The following is a 14,147-nucleotide window of genomic DNA, read 5'->3' as shown; positions in this document are numbered from 1 at the left end:
CATGTCACAAGTTACTGAGAATAAAGCACCGGTGCCGATGACCCCGTTCCAGGAATTCTGGCACTACTTTAAGCGCAATAAAGGCGCGGTTGTCGGCCTGGTTTACGTGGTTATCGTGCTGTTTATCGCTATCTTCGCCAACTGGATTGCGCCGTACAACCCGGCCGATCAGTTCCGCGATACGCTGCTCGCGCCGCCGGCGTGGCAGGAAGGTGGCACCTGGGCGCATCTGTTTGGTACCGATGATGTGGGCCGCGATGTGCTGTCCCGTCTGATGTACGGTGCGCGCCTGTCGCTGCTGGTTGGCTGTCTGGTCGTTGTGCTGTCGCTGGTGATGGGCATTGTGCTGGGGCTGGTTGCGGGTTACTTTGGCGGCCTCGTCGATAACATCATCATGCGCGTCGTCGACATCATGCTGGCGTTGCCAAGCCTGCTGCTGGCGCTGGTGCTGGTGGCTATCTTCGGCCCGTCGATCGGCAACGCCGCGCTGGCGCTGACCTTTGTCGCCTTGCCGCACTACGTCCGTTTAACCCGCGCTGCCGTTCTGGTGGAGGTGAACCGCGACTACGTGACCGCTTCCCGCGTGGCGGGTGCCGGGGCGATGCGCCAGATGTTCGTCAACATTTTCCCAAACTGCCTTGCGCCGCTGATTGTTCAGGCATCGCTCGGTTTCTCCAACGCCATTCTCGATATGGCTGCCCTCGGCTTCCTGGGGATGGGCGCACAGCCGCCTACGCCGGAGTGGGGCACCATGCTCTCTGACGTACTGCAATTTGCGCAAAGCGCCTGGTGGGTTGTGACCTTCCCTGGGCTGGCAATTTTGCTGACGGTACTGGCGTTTAACCTGATGGGTGACGGTCTGCGTGACGCGCTCGATCCCAAACTGAAGCAGTAAGGGGACCGAGATGGCGTTATTAAATGTAGATAAATTATCGGTGCACTTCGGCGACGAAGGCACACCGTTCAAAGCCGTAGACCGCGTGAGCTACAGCGTAAACCAGGGCGAGGTTGTCGGCATCGTCGGCGAATCCGGCTCGGGTAAGTCCGTGAGCTCGCTGGCGATTATGGGGCTGATCGATTATCCCGGCCGCGTGATGGCCGAAAGCCTGCTGTTTAACGGTCAGGATCTGAAGCGCATCTCTGAGAAAGAGCGTCGCAACCTGGTGGGCGCCGAAGTGGCGATGATCTTCCAGGACCCGATGACCAGCCTTAACCCGTGCTATACCGTCGGCTTCCAGATTATGGAAGCGATTAAGGTGCATCAGGGCGGCAACAAGAGCACGCGTCGTCAGCGGGCCATCGACCTGTTAAATCAAGTGGGTATCCCTGATCCGGCTTCGCGCCTGGACGTGTATCCGCACCAGCTTTCCGGTGGGATGAGCCAGCGCGTGATGATCGCCATGGCGATTGCCTGTCGTCCGAAGCTGCTGATTGCCGATGAACCAACTACCGCGCTGGATGTGACTATTCAGGCGCAGATTATCGAGCTGTTGCTGGAGCTTCAGCAGAAAGAGAACATGGCGCTGATCCTGATCACTCACGATCTGGCGCTGGTGGCCGAAGCCGCGCACAAAATCATCGTGATGTACGCCGGTCAGGTGGTAGAGACGGGCGCTGCGGGCGATATTTTCCGCGCCCCGCGTCATCCGTACACCCAGGCGCTGCTGCGTGCGTTACCGGAATTTGCTCAAGATAAAGCGCGTCTGGCATCACTGCCGGGCGTGGTGCCGGGTAAATACGACCGCCCGAACGGTTGTCTGCTGAACCCGCGTTGCCCGTATGCTACGGATAAATGCCGTAGCGTAGAGCCTGAGCTGAATACCGTTGACGGTGCTCGCCAGTCAAAATGTCACTACCCACTCGATGATGCCGGGAGGCCCACACTATGAGTACGCACGAGGCCACCTTGCAACAGCCGCTGTTGCAGGCAATTGACCTGAAAAAACACTATCCGGTGAAGAAGGGGATGTTCGCCCCGGAACGCCTGGTGAAAGCGCTGGACGGCGTGTCATTTACCCTGGAGCGCGGCAAAACGCTGGCGGTGGTCGGGGAATCCGGCTGCGGTAAATCGACGCTGGGCCGTCTGCTGACGATGATCGAAACGCCGAGCGGCGGTGAGCTTTACTATCAGGGGCAGGATCTGCTCAAGCATGACCCGCATGCGCAGAAACTGCGTCGGCAGAAAATCCAGATTGTGTTCCAGAACCCGTACGGTTCTCTGAACCCGCGTAAAAAAGTGGGGCAAATTCTGGAAGAGCCGCTGCAGATTAACACCTCGCTCAGCAAAGAGCAGCGCCGCGACAAAGCGCTGGCGATGATGGCGAAAGTGGGCTTAAAAACCGAGCACTATGACCGCTATCCGCACATGTTCTCTGGCGGCCAGCGTCAGCGTATTGCGATTGCCCGTGGTCTGATGCTTGACCCGGACGTCGTGATTGCCGATGAACCGGTCTCCGCGCTCGATGTTTCCGTGCGTGCGCAGGTGCTGAACCTGATGATGGATTTGCAGCAGGAGTTGGGGCTCTCTTACGTCTTTATCTCCCACGACCTGTCAGTCGTAGAGCACATTGCTGATGAAGTGATGGTGATGTACCTCGGCCGCTGCGTGGAGAAAGGGACGAAGGACCAGATCTTCAACAATCCGCGTCACCCGTACACCCAAGCGCTGCTCTCCGCGACGCCGCGTCTGAATCCGGACGATCGGCGCGAGCGCATTAAGCTGACCGGCGAGCTGCCAAGCCCGCTGAATCCACCGCCGGGCTGTGCTTTCAACGCCCGCTGCCGCCGTCGCTTTGGCCAGTGCACCCAGCTGCAGCCGCAGCTGAAAGAGTATGGTGGTCAACTGGTCGCGTGCTTCGCGGTCGATCAGGATGAGAATCCAGAGAAAACGGCGTAACCCGATAACCGAGCCGCAGAGGTAAAACTCTGCGGCTTTTTTGTATTGGTAGCCCGGGCAAGGCGTTTACGCCGCCCCCGGGACTGCTCCGTGCCTATCCCGGCATCGATTCCCGGCGTCGCATGCGCTCGGCCGGGCTACGCGTAGGTCGGGCGCAATTCTGAAAATGGGGTTGTGACGGCGAGCTGAAAGGTTGTTTGCAGTAGTATCGTCGTCAAGCCGGGTTTCCGGTGAGGCGCAATGTTGCGGGGGCTTGATCCCCGGTGGCATAGGTTGCTGGAATGAGAAAACCCCCGCACGTTGTTTGGTATAAACCAGCAACATAACGGGGGCCATTCTTTGACTCGCAAACAAAGGATAGCCGCGAACTGTTGCTATTGCAACCAAGGCGGCTACATGACGCTTGCAGAGCTTGGCGTGCTTTTCTGGCACGATCTGGCAGCTCCGATTGCGGTGGGAATTATCACCAGCGCCATTCTGAGCTGGTGGCGTAACCGGAAATAACGCCCGCTGAGGGGCGTCTGTCCGCTGCAGTGGCAGCATGCGCCCGAACCGGGCCGCAGGAGTAAAACCCTGCGGCCTTTTTCGTTTTTGTCGCCCGGGCAAGGCGTTTACGCCGCCCCCGGCCGGGCTACGCGTAGGTCGGGCGCTATTCTGAAAATGGGGTTGTGACGGCGAGCTGAAGGGTTGTTTGCAGTAGTATCGTCGTCAAGCCGGGTTTCCCGGTGAGGCGCAATGTTGCGGGGGCTTGATCCCCGGCGGCATCGGTTGCTGGAAAGAGAAAACCCCCGCATGTTGTTTGGTATAAACCAGCAACATAACGGGGGCTATCACTTGCCTGAACAACAAGAGAATAGCCGCGAACTGTTGCTATTGCAACCAAGGCGGCTACATGACTCTTGCAGAGCTTGGCGTGCTTTTCTGGCACGATCTGGCAGCTCCGATTGCGGTGGGAATTATCACCAGCGCTATTCTGAGCTGGTGGCGTAACCGGAAATAACGCCCGCTGAGGGGCGTCTGTCCGCCGCAGTGGCAGCATGCGCCCGAACCGGGCCGCAGGAGTAAAACCCTGCGGCCTTTTTCGTTTTTGTCGCCCGGGCAAGGCGTTTACGCCGCCCCCGGGACCGCTCGGTGCTCATCCCGGCGTCGCTGCGCTCGGCCGGGCTACGCGCAGGTCGGGCGCTATTCTGAAAATGGGGCTGTGACGGCGAGCTGAAGGGGTGTTTGCAGTAGTATCGTCGTCAAGCCGGTTTCCCGGTGAGGCGCAATGTTGCGGGGGCTTGCTCCCCGGCGGCATAGGTTGCTGGAAAGAGAAAACCCCCGCACGTTGTTTGGTATAAACCAGCAACATAACGGGGGCTATCACTTGACCAGACATCAAGAGAATAGCCGCGAACTGTTGCTATTGCAACCAAGGCGGCTACATGACGCTTGCAGAGCTTGGCGTGCTTTTCTGGCACGATCTGGCAGCTCCGATTGCGGTGGGAATTATCACCAGCGCCATTCTGAGCTGGTGGCGTAACCGGAAATAACGCCCGCTGAGGGGCGTCTGTCCGCCGCAGTGGCAGCATGCGCCCGAACCGGGCCGCAGGGGTAAAACCCTGCGGCCTTTTTCGTTCTACTGCGGGTACGGCACCCAGGAACCGCCGTTTAAGCGAACGTACGGTTTGCCCTGGTATTGCACGACGACGGCGTTGGAGTTTTCTGACACCGCGGCGGTCTGCGGCAGGTTGCCGGTGAAGGCCGACCAGTCGACGCTATCTTCGGTAAAGATTTTGCCGTCTACCGCGCGGGCAACCAGTTCGGAAATTGCCAGGTAACTGCTTGGCTGATTGATATCAATGGCGGCGCCCTGATGCGGTGCTTTCATGCCAAAGAATTTAATCGCAGCCGGTACGTGGGTAATCGACGGGCTTGGGATATCGCGCAGGCCGGAGACCTGCATTTTATCGCCCTGCAGCGCCGCACCATGCTCTGGCACCACAACCACCATCACTCGACGGCCAGACTTCTCAAGTTCGGTAAAGAAAGCATCCAACTCATCAAACAGCTTCTGCGCGCGGGTCTTGTAGTCCGCCGTTTTGCTCTGTCCCTGGAAGTGGTTACCGTCGTGCAGCGGCAGGATGTTATAGAAGGTTGCCGAGCGGCCACCGACTGGCATATCCGGTGACTGCAGCCAGCGGTCGAGCACCGCCAGGTCGTCATACACCGGGGAACCGTCGAAGGAGAGCAGGTTAACCGGCAGCTTGCTTTGATCCATCAGCGGGCTCTGCATGCCACCGTTCTCACGTACTTCTTTGAGGAAATCGCCGAATACGCCGTTATGGTCAAGCATCAGGTGCTGGGTGAAGCCGAGTTTGGACAGGTTATCAAACAGGTAGCACTGGTTGCCCGCAGGCTGATACAGATTGGTATGCGACGGCTGACCGCAGCTTGCGCGCAGTAAACGAATCGCGGCCGGGCCGCTGTACGAAGTCGCAGAGTTGAAGTTGCTAAAACGAATATCAAAGTGTGACCACAGCGGATGCTGCATCAGACCCGCCGCTTCGATATCGGAGCTAGCCAGCGAACAGATGTTGATAACCAACAGGTCAAACGGCTGTGCATCTTCCGGCAACTGTGCCGGGAAGGTGGTGGTGCGTTTGCTTTCCGACGCGTAGAAGCTGTTTAACCAGGCATTCAGGTTATCTGACGTTGGCGCGGCGGTTTGCGCGGGAAGGTCGCCACTTGCCGTCGTGCTGCCTGCTGCTGCGGCGGGTGCCGAGGAAGTTGCGGCGGCAGTAGCGGTGGTTGCTTGCCCGGTTGACCACAAGTTAATGGATGGAAGCAGCGGGCCGACGTTAACCCATACCATCGCGGCGACCACAAAAACGGTAATGCGGATCCACTGATTTAAAAACAGCCAGGCGACCACGAGCACGAAGAAAGCGCCGACCATCTGCCAGTTAATAAAACGGGTGACGAGATCCCAGATGTAATCCGCGCTAAAGCCCGCAATCTGCGAGCCCTGACTCATGATACTCTCCGGGCCCGGCAGCCAGGTATCATGCCAGAACAGCCCTATACCGAGCGGAATGGCAATCCAGTGGCGCCAGCGGTGCAGTCGGCTGTTTGGCAATGGGAAGAGCAGGAATGCCATGAACACCAGGTTCATCATGGGATGGAAATTGAGGTATCCCGCCCACAGCAGGCCAAATTTGACCAGGAAATAGAGGTTCCAGCCAGAGAGGCCCCGCCAGTAGTGCCACAGCGGAGAAGGAGTAACGGCGGCGTTTTTCGTCGAATTAGTCATTTTTTGATTTTGCCCTGACGGCCTGATCCCGGCGTATTACGCCGACGGGTTTAACAAAGCGCGGTTTTAGAAACATCAGACGGAACGCGTTCTCAATACGGCGCTGGTGATGACGTGCCAGATAACCCAGCGGGAAAAAGATCAGCGCGCAGAGAATCACGAGTTGAATAATATCGCTTATCGACATCATGACGATGTTCCTTCGGTATCCGTAGACAGGCGGCACGGCTCGGGATAACGGCGCCAGCTGTTATCTTCATAGGTCGCATTAATCACGTTTTTCGGTTTCGGTGAGATACGCAGTGGCTGCGTCCACAGCTCCGGCTTCACGCTACGCATATCAATCAACTCGGCGGAAATCTGTTTATCTTCAAACCACATCATACGGTTAGAGAAAATATCCCCGGTTGGCAGGGGGAAAATATGGTTGAGTGCTTTATCGAGGTCGTTAACGCGGCAGAAAGGGAGGAACAGCACCAGGCGACGATCGGCGATGGTCACAATATCGCCCATACGGTGCGGACGGCACAGCGTCAGCGCCTGCTCGACGCGTAACCCCGGCGCGGGTCGGAGCGCCACCATCACGCCTTTACTGTCCGCGGGCAGCAGCGTGTTGTTGATGACCTTTTGCACCGCATCGCAGAACACATCCCACTTCTGGTAGCCCTTCAGCTTCAACGGTTCGGTGTTGGCGAGCAGAGTGGCTAAATCTTCCGGTACGTGACGGTTAAACTGCTGTGTCTGTACGCTTTCTATCAGGGTCAGGCTACGAGAGAGCGGCGCGCTGGCGGAGATAACGATATTGGCCCCGCAGCTTAACAGCAGGCGCTCATCGGTGGCTCGCAGGCTAGGAGTGGTCTCTCGGACAATAAGTTTTAAAGCACTTCCGCGCTGTCGACGCAGAGTATGAATATATCGGGCAAGCTGCTCAACCTGGCTATTTTGGTTTAGCGAGAATATGACGGTTGCGGCCTGTGCGGTACGTGCAGCATTAAAAACAGCGTCATTGGTATCAAATAAAGTCCAGTGCTCTGAAAGTGCCGGTGCGCCTTCGAGAATATTGATATTACTAAGCACTTCTTTTTCATCGCTGCGCGGCTGGACGTTCGCAACTTCGTCCTGCGCCAGGTGCCAGCCGTGGTCATTTTGTTTAATTAACAGCTGTTGGCGGGCGCTTACCCCTTTTTCATTTGACCAGTAAGATATATCCAGTAGTTGACTATCACCCTGGTAACGTAAACTGGCCAGGCCAGAAAGGGCACGATATTCACCGAGTAAAACGGAGGTTTGAGCGTCGGCATTGTTGCCAGGATTCAGTACCAGAAGCGTGCAGCCATAGTATTTAGCCCATTTTTGAGACTTGTTTACCCAATCATGAACTTTATCAGCAGGAATATTTTTCCAGGCGTTATGTGAGCATAACAGGATGACGAAATAATCGTTGGGTTCGAGCGTGCGCAGTAAATCGCGGCGCATAAAGTATAGGCTATCTACGCTATCCTGCATGGTAAACAGCGACACTTTTTTAGGGCCGGAATTTCCCTTTAATTCTATAAGGTTATTAGGGTTTTCACCCATGCAAACCACCGCCACTTTCGCCGCATCTTGCTGTGCTGAAAGCGTCTGGTTTAGCAGGCTGACGGCATCCTCATGGCGATCGGTATTCACCCACCACACGCCGCCTGCAGGCATATGACTCACTTCATCCCACAGCGACTGGATACCAATAGAAAATATGGGGTTCATCGTGTCCCTCTTATCGACGATAATCCTGCGTATAAGTTTACTAGTGTAAACGTCAGAATAAACCTAATATTGAAATTAAATAGCATCAGATTTAGCATGTATACTCTGATTTATTAGCGTTATCGTCAGGCGATAAGTGAGCCAATCCCCTGAAACCTGCATAACTATGTGGTTGAAATGAGTAAAAGCAAAACTACTCATCTGCAATCAGAAGTATGACGAGTATAAACGAATTTCATGGAAAGGTTGCCCTTCGAATGATGGGGCGCATTTGTACTTTGATTTCAGAGGGAGCAAAAAAATGTCAGATAATGAACCAGTGACATCAGCTGATTCTCAACTTGGCTACACTTTCCAGAATGATTTTCTCGCACTGAGCCGGGCTTTCTCTCTACCCAATATAGATTACACTGATATTTCCCAGCGTGAAAAATTAGCTGCGGCGTTTAAACGCTGGCCGCTGCTGGCAGAGTTTGCAGAACAAAAAGCCGAACAAAAATAAGGAAGCCATAATGGCTATTCTGGGATTACAGGGCGTTCGCGGTGGCGTGGGTACGACGTCCATCACGGCGGCATTAGCGTGGTCGTTACAGTTGCTCGGGGAGTCGGTGCTGGTCATCGATGCTGGCCCTGACAATATGCTGCGTCTGTCGTTTAACGATGAGATCGGACGGCAGAGCGGCTGGGCGCGCGCGGTGTTGGACGGCGAGGATTGGCGTGACGCGGGATTACGTTACACTTCACTGATTGATGTGCTGCCGTTTGGTCACCTCCAGCCGGGTGAGTTGCAAAACGCGGCCGCGTTGGGCGATACGCTATCGACCATTGCCGATATCGCCGAAACCTTAGAACGCGAAGGGCGCTACCAGTGGATCTTGCTGGATCTCCCGCACGGTTTTTATCCCTGGACTGCGCCGCTGGTCGAAGCCAGTCACTTTACGCTGACGATTCTGAAACCAGACGCTAACTGCCATATTCGCCTGCATCAACAGCCGCTACCGGCTGATACCCACCTTTTGATCAATGGGTTACGCATGAGCAGCCCGCTGCAGGAAGACCTTTATCAGGTCTGGCTGCAAACCCAGCGTCGTCTTCTGCCGGTGGTTATCCATCTGGATGAAGCGATGGCTGAAAGCCTGGCGAACAAGCAGCCGCTTGGCGAATACCGCCACGATTCCCTTGCCGCCGAAGAGATGATTACGCTCGCCAACTGGTGCCTGATGCACTACGCAGGCCGCCGTCCGGTCGCGGAGCGCGAAGCATGATTCGCCTCGGCAGCTGGATATTCGTCCCGCCGGTCTACGCTCGCCTGCGCGAGCGCTATCTTGGTTATCGAAAGGCGGGGTCGTCCTGGCTTTCCGCGACATTGACCTGCCTATGGGTGGGGCTGGCATGGCTCTTTCTGCCGTTGGAAAATGCCCGCTGGCAGGCGCTGACTGACCGTCACGACGAACTGTTCCCGCACATTAATTTCTCGCGACCACGCCCGCTGGATCCGCTGCGCTTTGCGCTACAGGCGGTCTGGCTCATTGCCACCAAGCCTGCAGAACAACGCAGCGCTCGCCCCTGGCGACCGCTGGCAGGCATCGATCGTCTGCGCGAGCGCTACAACCGCTGGGCTGATGAGCTGCTAGGCCGGATGAATGCGCAAACCGGCCATCTCGATGAGAAGAAAGAGCTGGCGCACCTGAATCCAAAGCTGCGCCGCCTGATCCTTGGCGTGGTGGTTACGCTCTCCTTAATTCTGGCCCTGGTCTGCATTACCCAACCGTTTAACCCGCTCTCGCAGTTTATCTTCTTGCTGCTGCTCTGGGGCGTGGCGCTGCTGGTGCGGCGCATTCCGGGGCGTTTCTCGGCGCTGATGCTGATCGTGCTCTCGCTGACGGTCTCCTGTCGCTACATCTGGTGGCGCTATACCTCAACGCTCAACTGGAACGACCCGGTAAGCCTGGTATGTGGCCTGATCCTGCTGTTTGCCGAAACCTACGCGTGGATTGTGCTGGTGCTGGGTTACTTCCAGGTGGTCTGGCCGCTGAACCGTCATCCGGTGCCGCTGCCGAAGGACATGAACGAATGGCCTTCGGTCGATATCTTCGTCCCGACCTATAACGAAGATTTGAACGTTGTCAAAAACACCGTTTACGCTTCGCTCGGTATCGATTGGCCAAAAGATAAGATTCAAATCTGGATCCTTGATGACGGCGGCCGCGAAGAGTTTAAGCAGTTTGCCAAAGACGTGGGCGTCCACTACGTAGCACGCACCACGCATGAACATGCAAAAGCCGGGAACATCAACAACGCGCTGAAGTATGCCAAAGGCGAGTTTGTATCGATTTTCGACTGCGACCACGTGCCGACGCGCTCGTTCCTGCAGATGACCATGGGCTGGTTCCTGAAAGACAAGAAGCTGGCGATGATGCAGACGCCACACCACTTCTTCTCGCCTGACCCGTTCGAACGTAACCTGGGCCGTTTCCGTAAAACGCCGAACGAAGGCACGCTGTTCTACGGGCTGGTGCAGGACGGTAACGACATGTGGGATGCGACCTTCTTCTGCGGCTCGTGTGCCGTGATTCGTCGTAAACCGCTGGATGAAATTGGCGGCATCGCCGTGGAAACGGTGACTGAAGATGCGCACACCTCGCTGCGTCTGCACCGTCGCGGCTACACCTCTGCCTACATGCGTTTGCCGCAGGCGGCGGGGCTGGCGACGGAAAGCCTGTCGGCGCATATCGGCCAGCGTATTCGTTGGGCACGCGGCATGGTGCAGATCTTCCGCATGGATAACCCCTTGTTTGGTAAAGGGCTGAAGCTACCGCAGCGGCTGTGCTACCTCAACGCCATGTTCCATTTCCTGTCGGGCGTACCGCGGCTTATCTTCCTCACCGCACCGCTGGCCTTCCTGCTGCTGCACGCCTACATCATCTACGCCCCGGCGCTGATGATCGCGCTGTTCGTGCTGCCGCACATGATTCACGCCAGCCTGACCAACTCAAAAATTCAGGGCAAATACCGCCACTCCTTCTGGAGTGAAATCTATGAAACGGTGCTCGCGTGGTACATCGCGCCACCGACGATGGTCGCGCTGTTTAACCCGCACAAAGGCAAATTCAACGTCACCGCTAAGGGTGGCCTGGTGGAAGAGGAGTACGTCGACTGGGTTATCTCCCGCCCGTATATCTTCCTCGTCCTGCTGAATCTGGTGGGCGTGGCGTTTGGGATCTGGCGCTATATGTACGGCCCGGCGGATGAAACCCTCACCGTGTGGATAAGCCTGGTGTGGGTGTTCTATAACCTGATTATCCTCGGCGGCGCGGTGGCGGTGTCGGTGGAAAGTAAACAGGTGCGTCGTTCGCATCGTGTTGAAATCAAAATGCCGGGGGCTATCTCCCGTGAAGACGGGCATCTCTTCTCCTGTACGGTACATGACTTCTCTGACGGCGGCGTGGGTATTCATATCAACGGTGACGCTCAGGTGCTGGAAGAGCAGAAGGTTAATCTGCTGCTCAAACGCGGCCAGCAGGAGTACGTCTTCCCAACCCAGGTCGTGCGCGTACTGGGCAGTGAAGTGGGGCTCAAGCTGTTGCCGATGAGCACCCGTCAACATATCGATTTTGTACAGTGTACGTTTGCGCGTGCGGATACGTGGGCGCTCTGGCAGGACAGCTTCCCGGAAGATAAACCGCTGGAAAGCCTGATGGATATCCTGAAGCTGGGGTTCCGTGGCTATCGCCACCTGGCCGAGTTCGCGCCACCGGTGGCAAAAGAGATTTTCCGGTCGCTCACCATGCTGGTGGCGTGGGTGGCTTCGTTCATTCCGCGCCGTCCAGAACGTGAGGCGGTAATCGAGCATCCGCTATCGGCTATGGCTCAACAATAATGATGATGAACCGATGAAAAGAAAACTTTCCTGGATTTGTGCAGTGGCGGTGGGCATGGGCAGTTTACTGCCGCTCACGACGTATTCAGAACCGACGACAGAGGTGGCGGTAGCGCCGACTGTTCAGGACAACGCAGCGGCGCCTGCTTCTGCCGACGCGGCAACCACGACGCCGGTGGTGGTGGAAGATGCGCCGTCGCGTGACGTAAAGCTTTCTTTTGCCCAGATTGCGCCGCCGCCGGGCAGCATGGTGCTGCGCGGATCTAACCCGGACGGCGGCATTGAGTTTGGCATGCGCAGCGACGAAGTGGTGTCGAAGGCGATGCTGAACCTGACCTATACGCCGTCGCCGTCGTTGCTACCGACGACGTCTCAGCTGAAGGTCTATCTGAACGATGAGCTGATGGGCGTACTGCCGGTCACCAAAGAGCAACTGGGTAAAAAGGTCTCGACGCAGATCCCTATCGACCCGCTCTATATCACCGACTTTAACCGCGTGCGCCTTGAGTTTATTGGCCACTACCGCGACGTCTGTGAAAACCCGGCGAACACCACCGTCTGGCTGGACGTGGCGCGCAACAGCTCGCTGGATTTGACCTATCAGGCGCTGAAGGTGCGTAACGATCTGTCGCACTTCCCGGTGCCGTTCTTTGACGCCCGTGATAACCGTGCGCTGAACCTGCCTATCGTCTTTGCCAACTCACCGGATCTGCCGCAGCAGCAGGCGGCCGCCATTGTGGCTTCGTGGTTTGGCGCTAAGGCGGGCTGGCGTGGCCAGACCTTCCCGGTGCTGTTTAATACGTTGCCGGATCGTAATGCCATCGTCTTTGCCACCAACGATCGTCGCCCGGACTTCCTGCGCGATCATCCGGCGGTGAAGGCACCAACGATCGAAATGATCGACCATCCGAACAACCCGTATATGAAGCTGCTGGTGGTGTTTGGTCGTGACGATAACGACCTGCTGAAAGCGGCTCAGGGCATCGCGGCGGGCAATATTCTGTTCCGCGGTGATAGCGTGACGGTGGATGAGGTGAAACCGCTGCTGGCCCGCGCGCCGTACGACGCGCCAAACTGGGTGCGTACCGACCGTCCGGTCACCTTCGGCGAGCTGAAAACCTATGAACAGCAGCTGCAGTCCACCGGGCTGGAACCGGCGTCTATCAACCTGTCGCTGAATCTGCCGCCGGATCTCTACCTGATGCGCAGTACCGGCATCGACATGGATCTGAAGTACCGCTACACCATGCCGCCGGTCAAAGACAGTTCGCGGATGGACATCAGCCTGAATGACCAGTTCCTGCAGTCGTTTAACCTCAACAGCACCCAGGATGTGAATAAGCTGATGCTGCGCCTGCCGGTGCTACAAGGCCTGCTGGACGGTAAAAACGATGTCAGCATTCCGGCGCTGCGTTTGGGTGCAATGAACCAGCTGCGCTTTGATTTCCAGTATATGAACCCAATGCCGGGCGGCTCGGTGGATAACTGCGTGACCTTCCAGCCGGTGCAGAACCACGTGGTGATTGGCGACGACTCGACTATCGACTTCTCGAACTACTATCACTTCCTGCCGATGCCGGATCTGCGCACCTTTGCGAATGCAGGCTTCCCGTTCACCCGTATGGCGGATCTCTCCGACACGGTGATCGTGATGCCAAAACAGCCGTCTGAAGCGCAGGTGAGCACGCTGCTGAACGCCGTTGGCGTGATTGGTGGCCAGACCGGCCTGGCGGGCTCGAAGATGACCATCGCCGATGATGGCAGCAAGATTCAGGACCAGGATGCTGACCTGCTGTTGATTGGCTCTATCCCGCAAAAACTGAAGGACGATAAGCACATCGACCTGCTGGTGGACGCCACCCAGAGCTGGGTGAAAACGCCAATGCGCCATACTGACCTGCCGAGCATCTATCTTGATGAAGATGACCGTCAGGCTGGCGTGCAGACTGGGATCACCTCTTCCGGCCCGATGGCTGCCGTCGTCGGTTTCGAATCACCGTACCACAAGCAGCGCAGCGTCGTGGCGCTGCTCGCTGACAGCGCCAGCGGTTATGACCTGCTGAACAATGCATTGAACGACAGCGGCAAGCGCGCGGCGATGTTTGGCTCAGTATCGGTGATTCGTGAGTCCGGCGTGAGCAGCCTGCGCGTGGGCGACATCTACTATGTCGGTCATCTGCCGTGGTTCGAACGCGTGTGGTTCGCGCTCTCTAACCATCCGGTTCTGCTGGCTATCTTTGCCGCCATCAGCATCGTGCTGCTGGCTTGGGTGCTGTGGCGTCTGCTGCGTATCATCAGCCGCCGTCGTCTGAACCCGGAAGACGAGTAAGCCG

The 14,147-nt window shown here is 57.0% G+C and carries 13 protein-coding genes; 10 read left to right on the top strand and 3 right to left on the bottom strand.

All coding sequences use genetic code 11. The annotated features are described in order from the left end of the window. The first annotated feature begins 1 nt into the window (after position 1). From dppC to HII27_RS08070, 6 genes are all read left to right on the top strand, one after another. The gene (dppC, locus tag HII27_RS08095; protein WP_185667423.1) at positions 2 to 895 is read left to right on the top strand and encodes a dipeptide ABC transporter permease DppC; all 894 of its coding nucleotides are present in this window, start codon (positions 2 to 4) and stop codon (positions 893 to 895) included. Positions 896 to 905: 10 nt separating this feature from the next. Then, positions 906 to 1,889: a dipeptide ABC transporter ATP-binding protein gene (dppD, locus tag HII27_RS08090; RefSeq protein WP_185667422.1), complete on the top strand. Its 984-nt coding sequence runs from the start codon at positions 906 to 908 to the stop codon at positions 1,887 to 1,889. Then, entirely contained in the window at positions 1,886 to 2,896 is a 1,011-nt protein-coding gene (dppF, locus tag HII27_RS08085; RefSeq protein WP_185667421.1) for a dipeptide ABC transporter ATP-binding subunit DppF, read from the top strand. The genes dppD and dppF overlap by 4 nt, the downstream gene beginning before the upstream one ends. A 396-nt stretch (positions 2,897 to 3,292) precedes the next feature. Then, positions 3,293 to 3,400 carry a type I toxin-antitoxin system toxin Ldr family protein gene (locus tag HII27_RS08080; RefSeq protein ID WP_115073682.1) on the top strand — a complete coding sequence of 36 codons (108 nt, stop codon included), beginning with the start codon at positions 3,293 to 3,295 and terminating at the stop codon, positions 3,398 to 3,400. 388 nt (positions 3,401 to 3,788) lie between these two features. Then, entirely contained in the window at positions 3,789 to 3,896 is a 108-nt protein-coding gene (locus tag HII27_RS08075; protein WP_115073682.1) for a type I toxin-antitoxin system toxin Ldr family protein, read from the top strand. A gap of 424 nt (positions 3,897 to 4,320) precedes the next feature. Further along, positions 4,321 to 4,428 (top strand): type I toxin-antitoxin system toxin Ldr family protein, encoded by a 108-nt coding sequence (locus HII27_RS08070; protein ID WP_115073682.1) that lies wholly within the window; start codon positions 4,321 to 4,323, stop codon positions 4,426 to 4,428. Between the two features lie 86 nt (positions 4,429 to 4,514). On the opposite strand, the gene bcsG is transcribed toward HII27_RS08070, so the two are convergent. From bcsG to bcsE, 3 genes are read right to left on the bottom strand one after another with little or no spacing between them, the layout of a single operon-like run. Beyond that, on the bottom strand, positions 4,515 to 6,188 hold the full coding sequence (gene bcsG, locus HII27_RS08065) for a cellulose biosynthesis protein BcsG (RefSeq protein ID WP_185667420.1): 1,674 nt from the start codon (positions 6,186 to 6,188) through the stop codon (positions 4,515 to 4,517). Then, a complete protein-coding gene (gene bcsF / locus HII27_RS08060) occupies positions 6,181 to 6,378 on the bottom strand; it encodes a cellulose biosynthesis protein BcsF (protein ID WP_185667419.1) in 198 nt (65 codons plus the stop codon). Before bcsF ends, bcsG begins: the two co-directional genes overlap by 8 nt. Next, a complete protein-coding gene (bcsE, locus tag HII27_RS08055; RefSeq protein WP_185667418.1) occupies positions 6,375 to 7,934 on the bottom strand; it encodes a cellulose biosynthesis protein BcsE in 1,560 nt (519 codons plus the stop codon). Before bcsE ends, bcsF begins: the two co-directional genes overlap by 4 nt. A 301-nt stretch (positions 7,935 to 8,235) precedes the next feature. Between bcsE and bcsR the strand changes: the two genes are divergently transcribed. Genes bcsR through bcsB form a run of 4 tightly spaced genes read left to right on the top strand, consistent with a single transcriptional unit; the run spans position 8,236 to position 14,143 of the window. After that, entirely contained in the window at positions 8,236 to 8,436 is a 201-nt protein-coding gene (gene bcsR / locus HII27_RS08050) for a cellulose biosynthesis protein BcsR (protein WP_185667417.1), read from the top strand. A gap of 10 nt (positions 8,437 to 8,446) precedes the next feature. After that, a complete protein-coding gene (gene bcsQ / locus HII27_RS08045) occupies positions 8,447 to 9,199 on the top strand; it encodes a cellulose biosynthesis protein BcsQ (protein WP_185667416.1) in 753 nt (250 codons plus the stop codon). Beyond that, positions 9,196 to 11,814: a UDP-forming cellulose synthase catalytic subunit gene (gene bcsA, locus HII27_RS08040; RefSeq protein WP_185667415.1), complete on the top strand. Its 2,619-nt coding sequence runs from the start codon at positions 9,196 to 9,198 to the stop codon at positions 11,812 to 11,814. The genes bcsQ and bcsA overlap by 4 nt, the downstream gene beginning before the upstream one ends. 13 nt (positions 11,815 to 11,827) lie before the next feature. Further along, positions 11,828 to 14,143, top strand: a complete 2,316-nt coding sequence (bcsB, locus tag HII27_RS08035) for a cellulose biosynthesis cyclic di-GMP-binding regulatory protein BcsB (RefSeq protein ID WP_185667414.1) — start codon at positions 11,828 to 11,830, stop codon at positions 14,141 to 14,143. Positions 14,144 to 14,147: the final 4 nt, after the last annotated feature.

It is taken from the genome of Kluyvera sichuanensis, from assembly GCF_014218705.1.
Lineage (GTDB): Bacteria > Pseudomonadota > Gammaproteobacteria > Enterobacterales > Enterobacteriaceae > Kluyvera > Kluyvera sichuanensis.
This window is presented reverse-complemented; position numbering and strand designations above follow the sequence as displayed.

Coding starts and splice junctions, on each gene's coding strand:
- dppC (WP_185667423.1), top strand. CDS start 2: ATGTCACAAGTTACTGAGAATAAAGCACCGGTGCCGATGACCCCGTTC.
- dppD (WP_185667422.1), top strand. CDS start 906: ATGGCGTTATTAAATGTAGATAAATTATCGGTGCACTTCGGCGACGAA.
- dppF (WP_185667421.1), top strand. CDS start 1,886: ATGAGTACGCACGAGGCCACCTTGCAACAGCCGCTGTTGCAGGCAATT.
- HII27_RS08080 (WP_115073682.1), top strand. CDS start 3,293: ATGACGCTTGCAGAGCTTGGCGTGCTTTTCTGGCACGATCTGGCAGCT.
- HII27_RS08075 (WP_115073682.1), top strand. CDS start 3,789: ATGACTCTTGCAGAGCTTGGCGTGCTTTTCTGGCACGATCTGGCAGCT.
- HII27_RS08070 (WP_115073682.1), top strand. CDS start 4,321: ATGACGCTTGCAGAGCTTGGCGTGCTTTTCTGGCACGATCTGGCAGCT.
- bcsG (WP_185667420.1), bottom strand. CDS start 6,188: ATGACTAATTCGACGAAAAACGCCGCCGTTACTCCTTCTCCGCTGTGG.
- bcsF (WP_185667419.1), bottom strand. CDS start 6,378: ATGATGTCGATAAGCGATATTATTCAACTCGTGATTCTCTGCGCGCTG.
- bcsE (WP_185667418.1), bottom strand. CDS start 7,934: ATGAACCCCATATTTTCTATTGGTATCCAGTCGCTGTGGGATGAAGTG.
- bcsR (WP_185667417.1), top strand. CDS start 8,236: ATGTCAGATAATGAACCAGTGACATCAGCTGATTCTCAACTTGGCTAC.
- bcsQ (WP_185667416.1), top strand. CDS start 8,447: ATGGCTATTCTGGGATTACAGGGCGTTCGCGGTGGCGTGGGTACGACG.
- bcsA (WP_185667415.1), top strand. CDS start 9,196: ATGATTCGCCTCGGCAGCTGGATATTCGTCCCGCCGGTCTACGCTCGC.
- bcsB (WP_185667414.1), top strand. CDS start 11,828: ATGAAAAGAAAACTTTCCTGGATTTGTGCAGTGGCGGTGGGCATGGGC.